The sequence below is a fragment of the Lentzea pudingi genome (genome assembly GCF_014646255.1).
Taxonomy (GTDB): domain Bacteria; phylum Actinomycetota; class Actinomycetes; order Mycobacteriales; family Pseudonocardiaceae; genus Lentzea; species Lentzea pudingi.
Genome location: NZ_BMNC01000015.1, coordinates 140918 through 161841, shown reverse-complemented (window position 1 = coordinate 161841; position 20924 = coordinate 140918). Strand labels below are relative to the sequence as shown.

General features: G+C 62.0%; 21 protein-coding genes and 1 tRNA gene. 5 read left to right on the top strand and 17 right to left on the bottom strand.

Annotated features, from left to right (window positions below; all coding sequences use genetic code 11):
* Positions 1-16: 16 nt before the first annotated feature.
* Positions 17-91 (top strand) — tRNA-Val (locus tag IEY88_RS35615).
* On the opposite strand, the gene IEY88_RS35610 is transcribed toward IEY88_RS35615, so the two are convergent.
* The 13 genes from IEY88_RS35610 to IEY88_RS35550 all read right to left on the bottom strand — a co-directional run bounded on the left by IEY88_RS35610 (position 48) and on the right by IEY88_RS35550 (position 12970).
* On the bottom strand, positions 48-1781 hold the full coding sequence (locus IEY88_RS35610; protein WP_229694071.1) for a recombinase family protein: 1734 nt from the start codon (positions 1779-1781) through the stop codon (positions 48-50). The two genes, IEY88_RS35615 and IEY88_RS35610, sit on opposite strands and share 44 nt — an antisense overlap.
* A gap of 295 nt (positions 1782-2076) precedes the next feature.
* Positions 2077-2343, bottom strand: a complete 267-nt coding sequence (locus IEY88_RS35605; RefSeq protein WP_189159309.1) for a hypothetical protein — start codon at positions 2341-2343, stop codon at positions 2077-2079.
* A gap of 315 nt (positions 2344-2658) precedes the next feature.
* Entirely contained in the window at positions 2659-2970 is a 312-nt protein-coding gene (locus tag IEY88_RS35600; protein WP_189159308.1) for a hypothetical protein, read from the bottom strand.
* 101 nt (positions 2971-3071) lie between these two features.
* On the bottom strand, positions 3072-3869 hold the full coding sequence (locus IEY88_RS35595; RefSeq protein WP_189159307.1) for an antirestriction protein ArdA: 798 nt from the start codon (positions 3867-3869) through the stop codon (positions 3072-3074).
* A 19-nt stretch (positions 3870-3888) separates the two neighbouring features.
* Positions 3889-4944 (bottom strand): DNA-methyltransferase, encoded by a 1056-nt coding sequence (locus IEY88_RS35590; protein WP_189159306.1) that lies wholly within the window; start codon positions 4942-4944, stop codon positions 3889-3891.
* The gene (locus tag IEY88_RS35585; protein WP_229694070.1) at positions 4941-5696 is read right to left on the bottom strand and encodes a replication-relaxation family protein; all 756 of its coding nucleotides are present in this window, start codon (positions 5694-5696) and stop codon (positions 4941-4943) included. The genes IEY88_RS35590 and IEY88_RS35585 overlap by 4 nt, the downstream gene beginning before the upstream one ends.
* Before the next feature lie 172 nt (positions 5697-5868).
* Positions 5869-8049 carry a type IV secretory system conjugative DNA transfer family protein gene (locus tag IEY88_RS35580; RefSeq protein WP_189159304.1) on the bottom strand — a complete coding sequence of 727 codons (2181 nt, stop codon included), beginning with the start codon at positions 8047-8049 and terminating at the stop codon, positions 5869-5871.
* A gap of 731 nt (positions 8050-8780) precedes the next feature.
* Positions 8781-9359 (bottom strand): MT-A70 family methyltransferase, encoded by a 579-nt coding sequence (locus IEY88_RS35575; protein WP_189159303.1) that lies wholly within the window; start codon positions 9357-9359, stop codon positions 8781-8783.
* A gap of 74 nt (positions 9360-9433) precedes the next feature.
* Entirely contained in the window at positions 9434-10141 is a 708-nt protein-coding gene (locus IEY88_RS35570; protein WP_189159302.1) for a hypothetical protein, read from the bottom strand.
* Positions 10141-11184 carry a hypothetical protein gene (locus IEY88_RS35565; protein ID WP_189159301.1) on the bottom strand — a complete coding sequence of 348 codons (1044 nt, stop codon included), beginning with the start codon at positions 11182-11184 and terminating at the stop codon, positions 10141-10143. The genes IEY88_RS35570 and IEY88_RS35565 overlap by 1 nt, the downstream gene beginning before the upstream one ends.
* A 38-nt stretch (positions 11185-11222) precedes the next feature.
* Positions 11223-12026 carry a hypothetical protein gene (locus IEY88_RS35560; protein WP_189159300.1) on the bottom strand — a complete coding sequence of 268 codons (804 nt, stop codon included), beginning with the start codon at positions 12024-12026 and terminating at the stop codon, positions 11223-11225.
* A 96-nt stretch (positions 12027-12122) separates the two neighbouring features.
* A complete protein-coding gene (locus tag IEY88_RS35555) occupies positions 12123-12386 on the bottom strand; it encodes a hypothetical protein (protein ID WP_189159299.1) in 264 nt (87 codons plus the stop codon).
* A 236-nt stretch (positions 12387-12622) separates the two neighbouring features.
* Positions 12623-12970, bottom strand: coding sequence for a hypothetical protein (locus tag IEY88_RS35550; protein ID WP_189159298.1), 348 nt, complete (start codon positions 12968-12970; stop codon positions 12623-12625).
* A 140-nt stretch (positions 12971-13110) separates the two neighbouring features.
* Here IEY88_RS35550 and IEY88_RS35545 point away from each other — a divergent pair, with 140 nt between their 5' ends.
* The 3 genes from IEY88_RS35545 (at position 13111) to IEY88_RS35535 (ending at position 16863) form a co-directional block, all read left to right on the top strand.
* On the top strand, positions 13111-15771 hold the full coding sequence (locus IEY88_RS35545; RefSeq protein ID WP_189159297.1) for an NACHT domain-containing protein: 2661 nt from the start codon (positions 13111-13113) through the stop codon (positions 15769-15771).
* A gap of 190 nt (positions 15772-15961) precedes the next feature.
* Positions 15962-16330 carry a helix-turn-helix transcriptional regulator gene (locus tag IEY88_RS35540; RefSeq protein WP_189159296.1) on the top strand — a complete coding sequence of 123 codons (369 nt, stop codon included), beginning with the start codon at positions 15962-15964 and terminating at the stop codon, positions 16328-16330.
* On the top strand, positions 16330-16863 hold the full coding sequence (locus IEY88_RS35535) for a hypothetical protein (protein WP_189159295.1): 534 nt from the start codon (positions 16330-16332) through the stop codon (positions 16861-16863). The genes IEY88_RS35540 and IEY88_RS35535 overlap by 1 nt, the downstream gene beginning before the upstream one ends.
* Before the next feature lie 221 nt (positions 16864-17084).
* Here IEY88_RS35535 and IEY88_RS35530 read toward each other — a convergent pair whose 3' ends face one another.
* The 3 genes from IEY88_RS35530 to IEY88_RS35520 are packed head-to-tail and all read right to left on the bottom strand — an operon-like array spanning position 17085 to position 19848.
* Positions 17085-17534, bottom strand: a complete 450-nt coding sequence (locus IEY88_RS35530; RefSeq protein ID WP_189159294.1) for an NUDIX hydrolase — start codon at positions 17532-17534, stop codon at positions 17085-17087.
* Between the two features lie 2 nt (positions 17535-17536).
* Positions 17537-18796, bottom strand: a complete 1260-nt coding sequence (locus IEY88_RS35525) for a DegT/DnrJ/EryC1/StrS family aminotransferase (RefSeq protein WP_189159293.1) — start codon at positions 18794-18796, stop codon at positions 17537-17539.
* Positions 18793-19848 (bottom strand): Gfo/Idh/MocA family protein, encoded by a 1056-nt coding sequence (locus IEY88_RS35520; protein WP_189159292.1) that lies wholly within the window; start codon positions 19846-19848, stop codon positions 18793-18795. The genes IEY88_RS35525 and IEY88_RS35520 overlap by 4 nt, the downstream gene beginning before the upstream one ends.
* A gap of 480 nt (positions 19849-20328) precedes the next feature.
* On the opposite strand from IEY88_RS35520, the gene IEY88_RS35515 reads away from it, so the two are divergent.
* The gene (locus IEY88_RS35515; RefSeq protein WP_189159291.1) at positions 20329-20532 is read left to right on the top strand and encodes a hypothetical protein; all 204 of its coding nucleotides are present in this window, start codon (positions 20329-20331) and stop codon (positions 20530-20532) included.
* A 5-nt stretch (positions 20533-20537) separates the two neighbouring features.
* On the opposite strand, the gene IEY88_RS35510 is transcribed toward IEY88_RS35515, so the two are convergent.
* Positions 20538-20795: a recombinase family protein gene (locus tag IEY88_RS35510; RefSeq protein WP_189159290.1), complete on the bottom strand. Its 258-nt coding sequence runs from the start codon at positions 20793-20795 to the stop codon at positions 20538-20540.
* Positions 20796-20924: the final 129 nt, after the last annotated feature.

Here is a 20924-nt window from a genome sequence, read left to right as displayed (position 1 = left end):
CGCGGCGTTGGGGTTGGGGCGTGTAGCTCAGCGGAAGAGCACTCGGTTTACACCCGAGCGGTCGCAGGTTCGATCCCTGTCGCGCCCACCAGATATGCGTCATTCAAACCACGCACCGTAGAGAACCATCTACGGTGCGTGTTGTTGTTATTACTATCTGTTACGTCGTTTTCTGGGAACGACGCCTGCAGAACTACCGAAGGCGTGGTGCGCTCAGCCGTGGCTCCAGCATCACTGCAATCAACGGCCTCAGCTGGCACCGTGCCTGGTTCCGCCTCTGCGGTGGCCGCGTTACCCAACAGCGGCCCCTGAACCGCAAGGAGCGCCTTGAACGGCTCGTTCAGCTCGTAGCGCTCGACCCTGCCATCCTCGCCGATCCACAGACTCTTGAAGAACCCGCGGTTGATCTGTCGCCGGATCTGGTTCGGTGCCCATGCGTACTCCGCTTCGCACCTCGTGGCAGCCCGTAGTGAGAGCTTCAGTGTCGACAGGACATCGGTAGTCGCCACCTGGGCAGCCCGGAGCTGTCCATCGGCCTCCGCCAACTCGCGCGTGAAGCGCTGCATCTCGCTCGCAAGGAGATCCTGCGGCACAGCTCCCGCGTAGTGCGCCCGGAGCAGCACTTGGCGCTCTGCCTCGACTGATGCGCGGCGTGCCTTCGCTCGCTTCGTCGTTCGCTCAGCATCTTTGCGCTGAGCCTCCAGGCTCCACTCAACGCCGGCTTGGATCAGAGCTGCTGCCTCCGGCTTGACTTGGAAGCCCTCGTAGAACCGAAGAACCTCCTCTTCGATGCGCTCCACCCGTACTGCTGGTCGTTGACAGTAATTTGCCTTCGTCTTCTTCTTGGAGCACATGAAGTAGATGTACTTGCCGCCGTTGCCCTTGGCTTCTGAGTACACCAAGCGTCCACCGCATTCGGAGCAGTGGATGGTACTTCGAAGGTAGTGATTGTGCTTTCGGTCCTTCTCGCCCGTGTTGTTGTGAGCGGCCAGAATATCCTGCACTGCAAGCCACTTCTCTGGCTCGACGATGGCCTTATGTCTGCCTTCGTAGTGAATTCCTCGGTAGGACACGATGCCGATGTAGTACGGGTTCTGTAGGATGTGGTACATCGTCGTCAGGGAGATGGGTGCTGCTGGCTTGGTACGAGTTGGGCGAGTGGTCAATCCTTTTGCTTGTGCGGCCAGTGTCAGATCGATCCCTGACCACTCGCCGGTTGAGTACTCGTCAAAGCACCAGCGGATGATATCCCAGCGATCCTCGTCTAACTCAACCCACGAGCGCTCAATTCCGCCGCGCATCTCTCGTCGGTTCGTATAGCCGATCGGTGCACGGTATGGAGTGCCGCCCTCTTCTGCTTTGGCGATGAGGCCCTTCATGACCTCTTCAGCCAAGTTCGCCGAGTAGAACTGTGCGATCTCGGCCATGACGCCGTAGAGCAAGCGTCCGCTCGGGCTGTCGTCGATGTGCTCCATGCATGACACGAGCTTCACGCCGTGCCTGCGCAGCAACAGATTGATTGCCAAGTCATCTTCGCGGTTGCGAGCGAGGCGATCGATCTTGTGGATAATGACGAAGTCTGGCCGCAGGCGCTTCACGTCTCGAAGCATGCGTTGGAGGTCATCGCGTTTTGCTGAACGGGCAGATTCCCCGGCGTCCACGTACTCGTTCGCGACAGTGGCGCCAATCTGCTCAGACTTTAGGTAGCAGGCACTGCGCTGAGTAGGAATTGAGTACCCCTCGGCGTTGCCTCCACGCTGAGCTTGCTCCTTCGTGCTCACGCGCAGGTAGATGAAGGCAATCGGTGAGGAACGCGAGCTCTCGGCAGCATGACGTTGAGCGCGTGGTGGCTGGCGCTGGCTGGCTGCCGCCAGCCTTGGAGAAAGATCGCCAACTTCCTCGATGGATTCGGGGACCTGCTTGGCTCGAAGCTCCTCGATGACGTTGGCTCGCGCTTCCCTGCGGCGGGCAATGTTTGCCAGGCTTGCCACGGTTTTGGGTGAGCGCTCGGTCTCCTCTTCGTGGGAGGAGTGATCGATCAGTTCTGACTTTTCGTTCTCGCCGTTGATGCGCACATCATGCCTCCTTGTTGGTTGATCTATCGATGAGTTGAATAATGTCGGTGCGAGTCGTGAATTCAACTTCCAGCTCGTCCAGCATGGCTGTGATCATGGCGAAAACTTCGCCGTGGCGAGTAAGCCTGCTGCAGTCCACGGTTATAAGGTGGCTGACTTGTGGGTTCTTGTTGAGGTAGTAGAAGAGTCCAATAAGTGTCTCGAATGTGGCCATGTGGCTTGCGCCGACGCCGATCACCGCAAACTCGTAAGTGATGTGAAGGCGCATGCTCTTGGCGTGTTGACGGCACAAATCACGTTGAGCCTCGGCCGATGATCGACTGTTCGCTCGAATGAAGGACACTGCAAGGTGCTTTCGGGATGCTGGCAGCCTTGCTCGTGCGATCCTTGTGTGCGTTGAGATTGTAGTTTCTTTCATTGTTGGAATCCTTTCTTTCAGGATTTTCTCAGTACTCTCGCGATGTGCCAAGAGAGGAAATCCTGTCCTAATCTGTTGGGGCGGTGCTGTGGAATTGACAGCTCGGTGTTTTGAGTGGGCGGTAGACGGCAGTAAATCTGCCGTCTACCGCCTTCGAGGGAGGTGTCAGCCTTGCGGCTCGGTCTTCTTCGCGCGGCTTGAGCCGGTCTTGCCCGGTGTGGCTTCGCCGAACAAGCCTTCAATGGCTGAACGCCGGTTGGCCGCCTCGCGCTCGATCTCTTCGAGTGCGGCAGCGGCCCTGGCCGCGAAGTCGGGCGCCGAGCGCTTCGTCTCCACGTAGAGCTCGACTGCGCGCAGCACGGCGTCACCCAGGTTCAGGTCGTCGAGCTGAGCCACGAGCGTGAACTGGGCGTGCAGTTCGCTCGGCAGCTTGATGCCGAGCGTCTTCACGCCGTTCCTTCCGTTGGGATCGGTCATGACACTGGTCCTCCTCGGTGTGGTGTGACCGCCCACGCCTGCCTGGTGCAAGGCGCGCGAGCGGCCACAGGCCACCGAGGAGCGACGGCCTGAGCTGGTGCTCATCTGAGAAATACGTGGAGCCGACCGTCGTGCCCCTGTACGGCATCCCATTGCTGCATGGCTTCGCGTGCGAAATTGGCGTAGTCGATCGCCACGTAGCTGCGAAGGTCAGGTTGCACGACCTCGTCAAGGTGTGACTCCCACTCAAGGTCACTGCCGACCTCGCGTGCCCATGCCTCCGGCGAGTCGTACGAGCCGACGAAGAAGTCGTTGAACTTCGCGAGCTCCTCGGCATCCCTGACGCCGGCAATCCCCGCCCATGCGGCGTACGCAGCGCCGTGCTCGCGGACGCCGCGGCCAAGCTGAGCGATGAGCTTCGGGTCGTTGAGGCCGTCGAGGTCGAGTCCCGCGAAGCTCTGCGTCGCGCTGACCTCCCACCGAGTCGCATTGACCGTGGGTGAACCCGCCAGCATGGCGACGACATCCGCGTCCTGCTCGGCTTCGATCCACAGTCCGTACTGGATGCCCCGCTCCCGGCTGTCGACGTCAATGGCGTACACCTGCGGCCGGTATCGGCGCTCACGTTCAGGCATGGCGTCGGTTGTCTTGGGCTCCGCGAACTCCACTGAGAGCGGCTTGCCGATGCTGTGCGCGTACTCGATTACCGCCTCGGCCTCATCTGGATCCATGCCGCCCTCGACGAGGTGTTCCAGCGCCGCGCGGTTGCGCTTCCGCTCAGCCGAGGCGTCGGCCCGAGCGCGCTCGATCTCTGCTTGTCTGTCCGGGTCATCAGTGCCGTAGCTGTTGACCTCTGGGCGCTGTTCGGCCCCCTTTCGTTGGTGTGGTTGCTTTTCCATAGCTTCTTTCCTCCTTTCGCTATGCATTGGTGTTCTCATTGGACGGTGTCGCTTGCTTCAAGGTGCGCCACTCCGCAACGCGCTGCTCAGCCATCGCGGCGTAGGCCGGGTTCAGCTCGACGCCGAGCCAGTCGCGGTGGTGTTGTTCAGCGGCGAGCGCGACCGTGCCAGCACCGAGGAACGGATCCAGCACACGGCCAGGGCGCCATGCTTCATGCCTGCAGCTGGCCCTTAGCGGCCCAACTGCGAGCCGCCGCCCGTTGATCACCTGTGTTGCCCTGCGCCAAGGCGTACCGCACGTAGTGCAGATGCGTTCTGGGCAGGTACTGAGTAGTGGACGGCGCACGAGGTCGAGCGGGAACGTCGCAAAGTGCGCGCCTCGGAAGCTGGCGGTGCTGAACTGCCAGACATCGCCGGGGTTCTTCCCCAACGGGTGGCTCTGGACTCCACGCGCTTTCATGTCCGCCAGGCCGCTGTTCAGATCGACGCGCGGTGTGGTTCCGCCGCCCAGGTTCTGCGCGGCTGAGCGTGGCGGGTAGCCAGGCCGTGCCAGCTTGCTGGCGGTCATGGTGGCGGTGGCCGGCTCGCGGATGGAGTCGAGGTCGAAGTAGTACTGCGGCTGCTTGGTGAAGAGGTAGATGAACTCGTGGGTGGTGGTGAGGCGGTCACCAACGGAGGACGGCATCGGGTTCTTCTTGGCCCACACGATCTGGTTGCGCAGGAGCCAGCCGGCCCGCGTCAGCTGCACCGCAACACGTTGAGGCGCTAGTAGGAGACTCTTCTTTGCTGCCCCATCGCGTGGGGTACGTGCGTAGGAGTCACCGAGATTCAGCCACAGTGCTCCAGTTGGTGACAGGACACGTGAGAGCTGAGCGCAGACGCTGGCAATCTCATCCGCCCACGCGTCCACGGAGGACTCGCTGCCGATCTGGCCGTCATGGCCATAGTCGCGGAGCGCCCAGTACGGCGGACTCGTGATGATGCAGTCGGCTACTCCGTCAGGTAGCTCAGCCAGCCGAGTTCGGGCGTCGCCGATCAGCACGCGGTTGAGGGGGAGTTCGGGCTTGGTGGTCATGACGCACCTCCTTCGGGCAGCGGTTGAGTGAGAAGCGGGACTGCTTCCGCGGTAAGGCAAATCTCGAAAAGCGCATGCGCCTCTCCAGGCAAACGCTTGAGGGCACGGCGGATCGCATCGAGGCGGCGGGCCGACGGCACGAGCCACCAGACCTTGGGATAGGCGCCGAGCGCACGTTGTTCCAGCCCGCTACGCCAGTGCGAGACGTACACCTCGCACTTGCGCACGATGGTCGGCAAGGACTCGGTGTCCATGTCCTGCTCGATGAACGCGAGCACCTCAAACTCGCCGATGCCGAGGCGAACGAAGGCATCCGGTTTGAGGACCACGGCTTGACCGCCGATGCCACCGAAGCGACGCCAAGCCTCCGGTTCGCCGGTGAAGTCGATGAGTTCCGCGACGCCCAGGCGGCTGGCTTCAACCAGCTGCACGTACAGCTCGCTGACTGCCAACACATGTGATTGGAAGGCGGGTTTGGTTTCGATGACCCGCCGCCGGCGCCGAGGTTCAGCCGTCGAGTCGAGCGCAAGCACCGCGTGCCCCCAGCCGCTGAGGCCGATGACGAAGCCTTCGCTGCCTGCTCGCATCCCGCCAACTCGCCGCGAGAGCCGAACGACGAGGTCGAGTTCGGCGAGGCGCCCGACCGCACTCCTCGCCTTGCGAGCTTGGGTCGTGAGGTCCCCTGCTGCGAAATGCAGCCTGCGGAGCTGCTTCCCGGTGAGCAGACGGAGCCGAGCAAGATCTCGAAGCATGTCGAGGTCGCGCTCGGAGAGCCGCTCACGAAGCCGGAGAGCTCGCCCGCGGCCACTCACAGGGCACCTCCGGTGGTGGCGAAGTGTCGGTGGCGCGAAGGATGCATCGTTGCTGGCCAGGCGGCTGCGTGCTTGATGCGAGAGGTAGGGCGAGCGGTAGGAGGACGGCGCGTCACGAAGTCCTCCTTCGCACGAAACCAACACCTCCATCGGGGTTGCTTCCGCCGCCGTCCTGCCACCGCTGAACAAGCCGTGCGTCGATCTCTTCGGGTAGCACTCCGAACTGCTGCCGGATCGCTTGGCGTGCAGCCGCCGGATCTTCTGTCGGCTCGCTGAGCGGCGAGGTGCTGACGATGAATGGGCGGCTTGTTGCCCCGTCGATGAGCACCTGCGCCGCGGCGTGGAACGCCGGGAGGCGTAGCAGCTCCTCTGGCGTCATGTCTCCACCGAGGACACGGGCGAGTTCCTTGGCGTCGGCTTCGGCTGGCCGGTACACCATGCGGGTGCGGGCATTGGCGAGCACGGCAGCTTTGAGGCTCGTTGTCAGCTGAGGCAGCAGCTGGTGTACCAACGTGAAGCCGCTCTCAAGCGCACGTGCGGTGGCCAGCATGTCGCCGAAATCCATGCCATCAACGAAGTTCTGCCACTCGTCCACGATGACGGAGACCGGCCTGCGCGAGTCCCGAGGCACCATGGATTGCCGCTGGATGGCTTCGCGTAGCTGCCGAAGCAGCAGCGCACCCAGCAGCTTGGCCGTTTCCGGGCCAACGGAGCCGGTGTTAAGGCTCACCAGCACGATGAGCTGTTCGTCCTTGAAGAGATCATCGAGTTGGAGAGCTGGAGCGGCCTGCCCGAGAAGATGGCGAAGCGGGCCGCGAGCAGTCCACGCCCGCGTCTTGTTGAGGATTGGCATGACGATGCGGGAACGTTCCAACTCGCTGAGACTGTCGAACCAAGCTGCCCACGGCGCAATCGTCAGAGGGTCGCTCACCTTCGCGAGCACACGGCGGCGGAAGCCGTCGTTGGTGAGGATGGCGGGGATATCTGTGAGTGTGCCGTCCTCGAGGCGCGCGGCCATGATCAGGGCGTGCAACAAGATGTCGCTGCTGCGTGGTCCGAGAGCACTGCCGAACAGCTCGCGGAACAAGCCGAGTAAGGAGTCTGCCCGGCGTTCTGCATCGGCCACCGGCCCGGCAAGTGGGTTGAACCCGATGACGGGACCCGGCACACCGGGCTCAACGAGGCGAACCTGCGGCCAAAGCTCCTTCGGCAAGCGGGCCAGCACATCGGTCACCAGGTCGTCCTTGGGCTCCACAAGGAAGATCGAGCGACCGGCCTTGATGTCTTGAAGTACCCACCTGGCCAAGGTGGTGGACTTGCCGGCGCCGGTGGGAGCAATCAGGTGCACGTGCGAGGCCAGACTCTTTACTGGAACTCGAACGGCTTTGTCTGTGCTCCGTGGATGAGTGCTGGTGCCGACAATCCGCTCTGTGGTGAGGGCCGCGTCATGATCGTTCAGCAGGAGCGAACGCGGTGGCGGTGCAAGCGCTGAGTCCTGGCCGGGTACCTGCACGCCGTCGACCGGCCAGCCGAGAAGAGCGGCCAGCTCGGCTGCGTTTACCGTCCCGCTCCAGCTTCGCGGCCGTCCGGCAGGCATGAACAGGCTCCTCGCGATGTTCTTCGATTGCCAGCTATCGACTACGCGGTTGTTAGGACCTGAGGCGAGCGCAAGAGCACTGACGGCTGGTCCGATGAGCTGGGTTGCACGGTGCGTGCTGGCGGCGAGCGCGCCAACGCGGCCTCGGACGCCGAACAACGGCTCGGCAACCTTGGTGCGCCAAGCAGCTTGATCTGAACTTGTGGGTTTCTGCACGGGCGTGAGCCCAAGTGCTTGCAACGGCGTAAGGCGCGCTGGAGGCATCGAGCGCGAGTGGCTTGGCCCGACGATCCACTGGAGCACAACGCTTTCGTCCTGCCCCAGCCGTTGCCGAAGGCCCAGAAGTCCGGTGGCAACCGAGGCCGCGGTGTCGAGCCGGAGCGGGTACGCCATGTTGTTAGGTCGTACTTCGCGTGCGGTGGTCGGCAGCTTCCTCGGCGAGTCCTGCACTGTCACCAACGCCAGGTTTGGAATCTGCGCCGCCAAGTCTCCGGCGAAGTGGCGGCCGAGACGCTCGTCGTAGCCAACGAGCCAGCGGGCGGACTCCTTCGACAGCCACAGTTCAAAGAGGACTGCGGGTTGCAGGCTTGCGAGCCCGAAGCGTGGCCGTCCCGCGAGCGCACGGACGAGGCCGGTGGCGGTGGTCAAGCTGAGGTTCCGCGGAGGAATCACCTCACGCCACATCAGGTCACTCATGGCCTTGCTCCTCTGCGGAGCCGTCGCCACCGCCTTCGCGGACCTCGGCGCTCTGCGGCTTCTTCTCCTCCGCCAGCCGCAAGCGAGCAAGGGCGATGCACGCTCGGGCCAGTGTGAGAACGGCCGGCTGCACATGAGGACTTGCTGTAATTACTACACTGGGTTCTTCGGCTGACCCGGACATGACTTGCCTCCTTTCGATAGCTCGAAACGAGATCGGAGTACACGCCAGCAACACGCTCTGCGCTTGACGATGATGCGCAGTCTGTGTGTAAATGGAATGTAATCCTCGTTTTCGAGGGTTCTGATACGGACGTGGGCTCTGCGCCGCTGTGTGCGTCGTAGAGGTGTCGGCCAAGACTTTCCTCTTCGAGTTGCCATGAGTGGCGCTGCTCTGTCCAACTTTATTATCTGCTAGAAGTTATTCATTTCTAATTAACTATTTGTATTCAACAACACCGACCGGTGGCCTCTGACCTCTGGAAGCAGTGCAGTCGAACGCGACTCGTGCACGGCCTTGAAGGCCTACTTTCTGCGTGACCAGGCCCAGCGGACGATGGCCACGGCGAGCCAGATGGCCACGGCCGTACCGCCGATCCCCACGGTCCACGCCCAGTACGTCCGCAGGTATGCCACGGTGATCTCAAGAACAATGAGTGCGCCGCACAGAACCAAAATGGCGCGAAGGACGTAGTGAACAGGGTCGCGGAGTGGTGACTTCTCGTTCATTGTCAGCTCACCCGCCGATCACTCGGTACTGGGTAGCCGGGGATAGCGATGTCGGAGTCGATCTCGTTTCCCCATACCGACCACGAGCGTGAACTCGGCGGGCGCCTGCGTGCAAACAACTCAAGGTATGGGCCGTCTGAGATGCGTTCGATGACCGCGTACTGCTCGTCGGGCTTCCGAGAGTGCCCCTGGACAGGGGCACTTATCCACGTCGGCTGCGAGCGGAAGTTCACTGGTGCTCGGCCGCGGGTCGCGAACAGCAGGTGTTCCGTGGCGGTACGTAGGTACTGCCCAAACCCAAGCCGGAACTTCACCCACGTGAGCGGGGCCCTGACGGTGAAACCCCACGCTGCAGCGACGTCGTAGCCGTCGCGGAGCGTTGCGTTGGTAACCCACAACCACAGGTGGCTGTTCGGTTCGGCGAGGTCGCCCACCGGCAGCGCTTTAATGCGCTCCATGCTCATCAGCGGGTAGTGCTGGTCTGCGCCGCGGTTTCCTTGCTGATGGACATCCCAAGGAGGATCGGCCAGAACGGTGCGGAACTTCTGCGCAGAGCTGCCGGGGACCGTGTGCTCGTTCATGGTTTCCTCCTTCCATCGGCCCGTGGACTGTCCAGCGGGCAGCTGACTTTTCTTGCTGCGGTTGAACGTTGCGATCATTGGGGCGGCTGGTCGCTGTCTCGGTGCGTCATGAGGCTGGCAAAGAGCGCTCTTGCGACCGATCCAGGCGAGTCACCCTGCTGGACTGGCGTCACGCTGATCGAGGGATCGAAGTTGTGTTCGCTGGCGTCGCCGCCGAGTAGTACTGCGTGCACGTCGCCTGGGAACGCCGCGAGCTCGCCGAGCACCTCTTCGACGTCGGAATCCAGAAGTGCGAAGTCGCTCAGCACTACCAGCGTCGCTTCGTGTTCTGGGTGCGTCCTGGCCATTGCCAGTGCCCGCCGTAGCGACGGGCCGAGCTCACTAGACCCGTACCTTCCGGTCGGAGCGCGCAGCCTTTGGCGGAGGGCTCGCACCGAACGCGATGTGAGAGGCCGCGGGGCGACATCTGCATCGCAGGGTGAGTCGAAATGCAGCACTGCAGCGAGTTCTCGCCGTGAGCCCCGCCGGGCGATGGTGCTGAACGCTTTGTCCATCTCGGCGTAGCGGTTCGCGAGCGGATCGGAGCCGCCCGAGCCAGTGACCGACGCCGAGTCGTCGGCTACCGCAATCAGGAGCGTGGGCACAGCCGCAGGCCGGCCGGGGTCGCCGAGGTCGTAGGTGACCTCAGCGCCATGTGCCTTGCCAGCCAGGCTGACGTCCGTTCCGCCGAGCAACTGAGGACCGAGGAGCACCGAGACCTGAAGGTGCTGTCCGGTGTCCATCAGATGTCGCCTCGCCTTGTGCGCCAGCCGATCGCTCCGCGCGATTCACCGGGCGCGAAGCCGTGCCCGAGCACACCGGGGTTGTTGCGCTGCACCCGCCAGCCAAGTGATTCGACCCGCTTGGCCGCAGCCTCTCCGCGTAGCTTGGCCTCTGTCTGGACTGACCCAGCTGTGGCGGCGTGGGCTGCCCTGCCGACGATGGCCTTGTGGTTGGCCAGGGCGAGGTAGCGCTTCTCAGCAAGAGCGACGCGCTTGCCCATCGACGCGAGTAGATCCGCGACGTCGTCCGAGGCCGAGTAGGTCAACAGCCCGGAGGCAAGTGCTGTGGCGGCGGCGAGCAATCCGAAGGTGAGGCCGGAGATGTTTCCCTCGATGGCAGCCCTGAGCGCGAAGATGCCCACGGCCACGAGCGCCACCACCAGGAGCGAGAGCGCACCGATGAGCTTCACGATCCCCACGCCGTCGTTGCGACTTGTGAAGAAGCGCTGGTAGCGGCGTTCGTCGTCGGTGAGCGAATCCAGGTCACGACGACGAACTCGTGCCATGCGCATGTCCTTCAACTCGGCGCCCACCAGCCCCGAGCAGGCTGCTGCGACGCCTGAGGCCAATGCCTGGAAGAAGGCGATCATCGGAACGTCGCCGTTCACCACTGCCGCTGACCACACGCCGCCGGTATCACCGAGCACAAGCACGATCCACGCGATCCAGTAGCGCAGCTTCTCGCCAGGCCCTCGTCGCACGTACGGAGCGAGCACCTGCGTGGCGTGTTGACGATCTGCCTGTGCTGCAACAACTTCCTTGCCTGCCTCGGCGAGAATGAAGGCGGTTGCGACAGCGGGTGTCTCAAGCCCCGCGGCGCTGGCAGCATGCTGGCGAGCGGAGTTCTCACCGCTTGCCGCCCATGCCGCTTCTTGCTCGTCGGCCAGCGCCGCGTACTCGTGTTCGGCGTACGTGGTGCCCAGCTGGTTGGGCCGGGTGTGGGCACCGACGTCAGCGAGACGCGGCAACGTGATCTGATCGGCTTCCCTGGCCCACGCTTCCACAGGCTGACCTGGTGCAGCCGGAAGCATCGCTGTCGACTTCATCGGATGGCGGTGGCGTAGTCGCTGACGGCAGTGCACGAGCTGGCCTCGGTGCGCTGGCACAGCTTGGTGTAGTAGCTGACGAGGCCCTCGACCATCGCGGACGGCGGTGCACCTTCAGCCACGCGGCCGAGGCCCGCGACAACCACGGAGGCTTCGCTGAGCTTGGGAACGGCCGGCTGCGTGGCGAGGAGCTCGGCGTCCTGCTTGCTCAGAGCTCGGGCAGCGAGGTCCATTCCGATGTTCTGGAAGCCGTCGGAGAGAACCGTCAGGTGCAGGCGGTAGTCGCCACCGAGTTGCTGCGTCCACTCTGCGGCCAGCCGGAGCTGCGCCGTGATGTCCGAGCCGGACTGCGGCAACGCCTGGACGGCCGGCGCGTACGCCGAGCGCACCTTGTTCATGACGTTGGTGATCGCTTCCGGGATCCGCTTCAGGCGGGCGTTCTCCGTGGCGCCGTCCATCTTGAGCGGGCCGTCGAACAAAACGACGGTGGCCGCGCTGGAGGAGCTGAAGACCACCACACGCAGATAGCCCGAGCACACCGCAGTGCGGCGGGCGATGGAGTCGACTGCAGTCATGCGCTCGGACGCAATGGCGTCCGAGTTGCTGGAGCCGGTGCCATCGATCTGGACTAGCGAGGCGGGAGGAGCGGCCGGGTCGCACGACTTCAGCAGCTCCTGGTTCGCGCCGAGTTCACCACGGGGTGAGGACTCGGAACTGCAACCAGCCAGTACCAAGGCCAGCAAGAGCGCGAAGAAGAAAATCGTGGCGTAGGAGGTCTCCCTCTTGATAGCGATAGTCACTTGCACCTCGGACATGATGAGTTCCCTTCAGATGGCGGTTCGAGAGCTGGGGAAAGCCGGGTCCGACAAGTGCGTCGACCCCGGAGCAATGCGTAACTAGAAGGACTGCGTTCCGGCGTTCCGGTAGCGCGCGGGCTTGTGCCTTCTGGCATGAGCACGGCGTCGATTCCGAATCTGCTTTACCGGGTTGATCGGCGGGATGACTGATGGGTTCTTGGCTTCCGTCTTGAACGCCGCCGAGAGGCGTTCAATCTGCTCACTCTGGACCTCGAGCGCGATGAGCTCTCCATCACGAACCTCGCGGGTGTAGCGGTTGCGGGGCATTGCATCTCCCTTTGGGCTGCACTTGGTGATGTGCATGAGCTGCACCCCAACGAGATTGCTGAGTCGGCACCGATTTGAGAACGAAACTGCCCAACACTGCCCAAGAAAGACGAAAACTCGCAGGTCGGGGTACACGTGGGCAGCGCTGGGCAGTTTTGGGCAGTGCGTAGCGAACCCCAGATTCCGGTGTTCAGGGAGGACAAAGCCCGCTCTGTGGGGAGCGGGCGTGGTGGAGTCCAGCCTGAAATTGGGTTGGTTGTACCGGGCGGGTGCTACGCGAAGATGTTCGGATCGAGGATCGGGTGCGGGCGAACGCCGTAGGAACTCGGGAAGACGTCATCTACCCGACGGAGAACGTGTATAGCCCCACCATGGCCAGAGGGCACGTAGTCGAGCGTTGTCGCATAGTGGTGCCAATGGTTCGCGATGACCTGTACGGCGAACTGCAAGATTGCGAAATCTCTCTGGCACACTTCGTTGCCGCCGCCGCGAACTACCCACGTGTAGATGTAGTCGGCGAGGCAGGTGTGGTCGTGCGGTGAGATTTCCTCTAGCGATGACTCGCCGACGAAGGAGTTGAACGAGTCGAGTATCGCCACCGAGGCTGCATAAGTGTTCACGTCAAGGCCTCCTTGTTCAAAGAGGCCGGACTCCAGGTCTATTTCAACACAATTGTATTAAATAATCAATAGGCGGCTGTAACGCCGCGCCCTCTTATGTCGATTTAATTGCAAGCGTAGTCTGGCTTGAGGTTCAGACGGTGAGTGGGGTGGCGGAAATGCGTGATGAGCTTGCGGCTAAACATGGCGATGTGCTCGATGATCTTCATAAGCTAACTAGTCATGAGCTGTCTCATCTGCGCTGCTCCGAGTTTCGAGGAATCGCGCGCGTTGTTTTGGGACAGCTAAGGATACGAGTCGAGGTTTCAGACAACTGTCGCGCGGACTTGCTCACGTGGCTACTTCCAAGGGTCGTCGACCACGTGCGGGATCGCGCCTTCGGCTCCTTGGTGTCCGGAAGTTATCGTCGAGATAAGACGCTCTTCAAGGCTGCTGCGGCGACAGAGCTCCTGAAGATAGACAAGGCGCACTGGGATGAGCAACGTAAGCGACTGTTGGTCGTGCGGCGAGAAGAGATGCCGGGCGATTCAGAGGTTACTGATCGGCCGCGCTACCGTCGCCTTCTCGCTGCCGCATGGCTTGGTGTTGGTAGAACTACTTTGCCAACTGAAGACGATGATGAACTGTTCGAGGCGTTCATCGAAGAGATGCTGGGATTCCTGCTTGATGCGAAGAATCGTGAATACCTGCAGGATCTGATTGCCCAGTGCGAGCCACCCGCTACAGCGGCTCAACCTGCCGTGCAGGCGCCTGTTCGCTCTGAGATTGATATGACTGCTGCTGCGCTGAATTTTGGTTCCCGTTCTGTTCCGGCTTCGATTCAGGAACCGCTTGGGAGGCTGGCTGGTCATGTGCGGCAGCAGCTTCAATATGAGCAGAAAGAGAACAGGTTTGCCGAGCCGCTGCCAATACGCCTCCGATGGTCAAAGCCTGAGGAAGCGGGATTAGTAAGCGAACCTGGCGTGATGGCATACCACTTCGGGCTAGCAGATGCAGCAAGCGGCCCTGAAGTGCCAGAGACATTGGAAGGGATCGCGAGGTTGCTTCACCAGCAACCTCGCGGCCGACTAGTGGTACTTGGTGATGAAGGATCGGGGAAGTCAACGCTAGTCACCGAACTTGCCCTTGAGTTGCTCGAAATACGTGGTCCCGGCGATCTCGTTCCTGTGATCTTCCGGCTTGCGTCGTGGGATCACAAGCTGGTCTTTGAAGACTGGCTGATCGAAGAGCTAAATAGCAGCAACGACTTCCTGAAGGCAAAGGATCACGAAGAGAAAAAGTCATTCGGAGCGCGGCTGGTTGAAGGTGGGCATATCCTTGCGATACTTGACGGCTTCGATGAGATTCCCGAAGCTCTGCGTCAAGAGGTTATTGCACGTCTCAATGCCACCCTCGTACGCAGTGACAAAGTAGTGATAACAAGCCGGTCTGCGGAGTACAAGCAGGCTGTCAGCGCTGAATCTGGTCATGTGTTAACCGGCGCGGCTGCGGTGACCTTGAGGGAACTGTCGCTGGGTGACATCGATCTGTATCTGCGTGGACGAAGTACAACCCTAATTGATGATAGTGATGCTATGCCAACGCCCTGGGATTCCGTGATTTCGGCACTATGGGCTCACCGTCGAAGTCCTCAAGTAGAGATGCTGTTACGGCTTTTCGAGACTCCGCTTATGGTGATGTTAGCAAAAGTGGTGTACGCCAACACGGACCCTGCGGAACTCCTCGACACGGTCAAGTTTGCTAATTCTGGCCAGTTTGAAGAACGCCTGCTAAGTGCGTTCGTCGAAGCTAGAATCGTAGAGGTTCCGAGACGTAGCAGTACGAAAAACTATTCATGGAAGCCAGAGAAGATTAAGTACTGGCTGGGTTTCCTTGCGACCCTTCTTGTTGCGGAGAAGTCCTCTGTCCTCGCTTGGTGGAGGATTGGTTCGCGAGCGGTTTTCCCGTCGATCGTGAGTCTGGCTGGGGTTGCACTCGTAGTCGGGATTCCGTCAATGGCCGGTGCTATTTTTTTGCATATGCCGTGGATGTATAGCTTGTCGCTCGGTCCGCTGGCGGTTGCTTTGGTGGCGATGTTTTCAGTTGCTGGAATCGAAGCTGACCCTGTTCACCTTGACTGGAAGCAGGTTGGCCCGATGCTTCGGGCGGAATTTCTTGAGGACTCAAATTACCTCGTGTCCTTCCTCTTCAAGTTGGAAGGTCGGTTCTATTTATTCCTCTTGCTTGCAGGTTTCTTCAGTTCGATGGGGTTTATGTTCAATGTCTCCGAGGTAGCTGCTCTGATCTTATTCCTTGTTGGTCTTCCGCTGGCGGTGTACGTATCGTTTGCTGTAACGCCCTACAGTGAAACAGAAGTTGCTACGCCACAGCGCTTGTTTTGGCTGGATCGTGCGGCTGGGCGTAGGCGAGCGGAAGCGTACTTCGTTGTTTTTGTGGTTCCAGCAGGAATTGCACTTGTCCTTACGGGCGATCTGAATTACCTGGGCACTTTAGGCGCGCTGATTGCCGTTTCGCTTCTGGTTGCGAACGGTACCGCTTCGGGCGCATTTCTTGTGGTGAGTCTGATGCTCAATCTCTTCGGGTTGCTTCCGAAGCGCGCGATGTCGTTCCTGCAACACGCCCACAAGCGAGGCATCCTTCGGCAGGTAGGCGGCGTGTATCAGTTCCGCCACGAGCTGCTGCGCGACCGCCTGGCGTACTGGTTCGTGCATGAAAACACACGTCATCCGCGGCTCATTTCAGGCATTGTGAGTCAGGCAGCTGAGAACCTTGGCTCGGCAGTTCCAGAGAAGCTGGTCTAGCTGTTGGCGGTTCGGATCGTATGAGCTGGGACTGTGCTATCGCGTCGCTTGCTGGGCGACGAGGTAACCCGGCGGCCGCCTGCCGTTTGGTGTACGTCGGCTGCGGGATTGAGAGTGCGCACCCAGCCTGCCTATGGCCCTCCTTCTACCTAGGTAGACAGGCGCGCGTCTACCTAGGTAGATTGCTCGCATGGCAGGGCCGAAGATGACGGCGCACACCCAAGAGCTGCTGCATGTGCTTCTTGGGCGCCGCACCGAAGAGGGGCGGCGGCACGAGGTGCTGACGCGAGGGTTGTACGGGCTGGAGCTGTCGAAGATCACCGGGCTTCCCAACGGGACACTGTTTCCGGTGCTTGAGCGCGTCCGGCAAGCAGGCTGGGTGGAGCGGTACTGGGAGCAGGATGAGGTTGCGGAAGCTGAGGGCCGGCCGAGACGGCGGTATTTCAAGCTTTCTGCGCAGGGTGCTCAAGCGGCCCCGATTGCTCTTGCTGAGGCTATGGCTGCAGAGTCCGCCAAAGGTAGACAGGCCTTGCGGCCTGGTTTGGCGGGTGGGTTTTGATGAAGCCCGACTGCGAAGAGGCGAATTCGAGCGGTGCACCCTTGAAGCGAATCTGGAGCATCGTGGAGTGGATCGCCGATTCAGTCACTCGCTTCGTGCGTACCACGGTATCTAGTGGTCGCGACGAGTTTCGTTCGATCGTGCCGCGGATCTTTCGGTCCATTTCCGCTACCGAACCAAATGATGATAAGAAGATCTATGGGGTTCAGCGGATAGGCTCACGCGAGTCCGGCGGTGGTGAGTCGGGAGAGAAGAGCCTGTTTGAGCGATTTGTATATCGCATATATCACGGTTGGGATGACGCCGGGCGCGGCGGTGTGGCGTTGCCGTCAAGTCAGCGCTCCCTTGCGCTTAGTGTTGCTGCCAGGCTTCTTCCTGGCCGAGAACGCGAAGACTGGCTTGAGGAGAACCGCGCTTACCTGGGGGATATAGACGGTCGTCTACGTCGACGCTGGTGGGTATTTCGTCAAGTCCTCGCCATGCCACGCTATTCTTACACCGTCCGTACTGATGTGGACAAGGAGACGGCATGAATCCCGGTGAGGAAGCCCGATCGCAGCCACCTATAGCCCACCGGTCATGGCGCGCTCGCCTGCTCGACCCAGTTTCACGGCAAGGTGCCCTGTTTTACTCAATCACGGGCGGACTCATCGTGTGGCTGCTCGTCGATGTCTTCCCGCGCATCCGCGTGGATATCAGCTGGGTTCCGTAGGTGGCGCCCCAGAACCTGAGCAGGGCACCACCACAAAGATGCTCAGCCCGCCTGCAGCTCCCGGTACGCCCCGAACACCTTCTTGACCGCGTCCGTCACGGGCAACTCGTCCTCAATCGGTGCCCACTGGTACTCGTCGTGCTCCTGCAGCACCACAGGTTCGGGCGCATCGACGGTCACGACGAAGTTGAACTGCCTGCTCTTTTTGCCGCTGCCCGACGTGTAGTCGAAGCTCCCGAGGTACGCCGTTGCGACCGCGACCGTGAGGCCCGTTTCCTCCTCGACTTCGCGCGCAAGCGCCGTCTTCAAGTCCTCACCTGGCTCCACCTTGCCGCTTGGCAGCTCGAAGATGCCGCCCATGAAGTCATCTGCGGGGCGCTTGAGCAGCAACACCTTGCCGTCATCCTCAACCACGGCGCCAACGACAAGTTGCACCACGCCATCCGCCTCGGCTTCCTTCGTCAGCCGTTCGAGCAGTGCGGAGTCGATCATTTTCATCCTTTGAGGTCGTGGTGGTGCTCGACCACCTTCTTGATGCCGTCCACGTAGGCACGCGCAAGCGGCACATCTTCCTCCCGATGCCAGACCGGAAGCTTGAGGGTGTGGTGGTGAACCGTCTCGGCCACGGGGAACTGCCCCGGCCAGTACTGCACGTGGTCCAGCTCCCGCTGAAACGGGAACAACGCGCCGGGATCTTGGAATAGCGGCAGCTGGTTCAGTGGGCAGGTGGATCCGGGCCGGTCGACCTCCTTGAGCCCTTCGGCCAGCAGCGTCTGGTGGAAGCGCTCGACTGGAAGGCCGCCGAGTTCATCTGGCACGTAGGTGAGCGGCAGGCCGTACCAGGCGGCCTGATGCTTGTCCGGCAGCTGCGGCACCGAGATGCCAGCAACCTCTGCGAGCTCATCGCACATCAGCTTGGCGATCTCGGCGCGGCCGGCAAGGTACTCGTCAAGATGGCCAAGTTGGTCGAGCGCGAAGGCGGCAGCCAGCGGGTGGATGCGGAACTTCAAGCCGGTTCCGGTGGTGGCGAAGCGGTGCAGCGTGGAGTTCGACGGGATCTCGCTGCGGCAACGCTTGTTGTAGTGCGCGAACATCAGGGTGCGGTAGTAGACGTCGTCGTCGTTGGTAAGCACGAAACCGCCCTCACCCGCTGACAGCGGCTTCGGCCCGTTCATCGAGAACGCGGCCGCTTTGCCGAAGCTGCCGACCTTCTGCCCGTCGAGGCTGGCGCCGTGCGCGTGAGAGCCGTCCTCGATGAGAGCCAGGTGGTGCTCCTGCGCGAGTGCCCGCAGAGCGGGCACGTTGGCAGGGATGCCCCACATGTGTGTCGCCACGATCGCCGCGGTGTTCGGCGTGATCTTTGAGGCCACCTGGGTCACCGAGATGTTGCCGGTCTCGTCGCAGTCGGCCAGCACAGGAATCGCGCCGAGGTGCAACAGCGGCGTGGCGGTGGCGAAGAAGGTGTACGCGGGCACGATCACTTCGTCGCCGGGCTCGATGACGCACGCGGCGTAGGCCGCGTGCAGTGCCGCCGTGCCGGAGCTCATCAGGACGGCGTGCTTCACGCTGAAGTAGGCGGCCAGTGCGTCCTCCAGCTCGGCGATGACGCCAGAGCGGTCATAGATGGAGATGCTCTCGGCGAGCTGGTCCGCCACCACCTTCTTGCTGCGGTCGGTGATCGGGGGCCAGCTGAAGTGTGGCCCAGGCTGACGGATGGCCTGTTCCCCACCGAGGAGAGCCAGGGGCGAGTTCACAACAGCTCCTTCGGGTTGACGTGGGCCCGCGAGCGCGCGGACTCGTAACAGCTCTGGATGAAGGCCAGGTGGGTGAGGTTCTCGCTCGGGCCGCTGACGTTCTCCCGCATGCCCTCGATCACCCGGCAGAAGTGGTTGATCTGGCTCACCGCAGCCGAGGGCCAGGCCTGCTTACGGGAGAGCGACTCCACCACGTCGCCGCCGTTGGTCAGCCGGCGAATCCTGCCGCGCTCGAGGTGGACGATGCCCTTGTTCCCGATAAGGCGGATCTCCTCGGCCTTCGGCCCGATAAAGCGCGAGAGCAACAACGAGCCGTACAGCCCGCTGTCGTAGCTGAAGTGGATGAGCGCAGTGTCCTCGGTGTCGTAGCTACGGTCGGGCCGAGCGCTCACCGACATGTCGGCCAGCAGCCGATCCGGCAGGCCGAAATACCAGAGCAGCATGTCCACCAGGTGGTAGCCCATGTCGATGATGCAGCCGCCACCAGCCTGCTCGGAGCGGCCCCGCCATCCTTCTGACGGGTCGGTGGTATGGATCGTGTACGCCGCGTTCACCATCATCGGCGTGCCGATCTGGTCCGCCAGCTGCGGGAAACTCGTGTAGATCGGGTTGAAGCGCCGCTGCAGCGTCACCATGAGGCGGATGTCGGCCTTCTTGCAGGCGTCCGCCAGCTGCTTGGCTTCATCGACGGAGGTGGCGAACGGCTTCTCCTTCAGTACGTGGATGCCGTGCACCGCTGCCAGCTCGACGATCCGCCGTCCTTCGTTATGCGGCACGCACACCACGACGAGATCGAGCTGCTCAGCGGCGAACATCGCTTCGGCGTCGGTATAACCGGACACCTTCAGCTTGTACTGCTGTTCGCGGAGCACTTCGCCGCTTGAATCGCAGATGGCGACGAGCTCGGCGGCGTCCGAGCCGAGCAGGCCCGGTATGTGATCTTCCAGCGCTTGCTTGCCGAGGCCAACCACACCAGCACGAAGCTTGGTGGCTCGCTCGACTACTTGAAGCCCGCGCTGACGCGCGAGCGGCAGCTGTGCCAGTTCGGTCATAAGCTGCGACTCCCTCCTCTGTAGGACAGTGCTGACCAACGCCGCCCCTGCTCCGAGGAGCTGGGGCGGCGGTAGCGGGTGGTGTAATGCGGCTTCTTGCCTTCAAGAGCGGCGAGAGGTTGGGTTCTCGCCTGAGTCCATGTCTCTCAGTCCACTAAGGACACGCCGGAGTAGCTGCGGATCTTGCATGGCAACACTGGCGCGAGCAGGACCTTGAAGCCGCTGCCGCCGCGGGATGCCGGCCGGGGTGTGTAGTCCAGCCTCTTCCTGCGCCAGGATGGTGCGCACGGCACACCACATCACCCGTCGTCCTCGACCTGGAAAGTCGTAGCCACCATCTCCAGCTGTGCTGGCCGGGAGCGCGTGCGGCGCTTCCCTGCGGGAATCCCAGACCTCGACGACGACGGCTCGCGGAACCAGGCGCAGGCGAAAGGCCAGGTAGTTCAGAACCTTTGGCCTTCCGCTCTCGGTGGTGATGGCTTGCTGAACGAGTGCTTCTGCGACATCGCCAAGCTCCTGCTCGCACGTAGGCGCAAGGTGCCACTTGAACGCGGCGTATCCGACCAGGAGCCGAGCACAAGTGACCGCGCTCGGTACAGCCACGAGCTCAAGTTCGAACACGCGAACCTCGCCACGGGGCTGAGGAAGATGCGGCACCACAGCACCCTGTTCGTGAGCTTCTAGGAGAGTCACGGTGCGGCTCCCGTGCCCTGCTGGGGAAACAACACCAGCACGCGCGCGCCAGTCCTCGCCTCCAACAAGTCCTTCATGGCCAACTGCACACCCTCGGAATATCCAAAGTGGTGCAGTGCAGGCACAAGGACGTGGGAAGCCTCGCCCTCATCTATTGCGGCGAGAAGCTCTGTGAAGGCCGTGGTGTGCTCGAAGAACTTGTCCACCAGGACGCGCGTGATGACGAAGCCTTCAAGACTGGCGAACGCCGCCATGGTGCGCCGCAACACCTCGACGCGTACTTCGGGTGTATCTGGCCGCACACGGAGGTAGCAGAGGAGCGGCCGTTGGCCTGATGGGCGGCAGGATCGGCGATGGGCTTCGGGGGGTGCGCAGCACCGCCG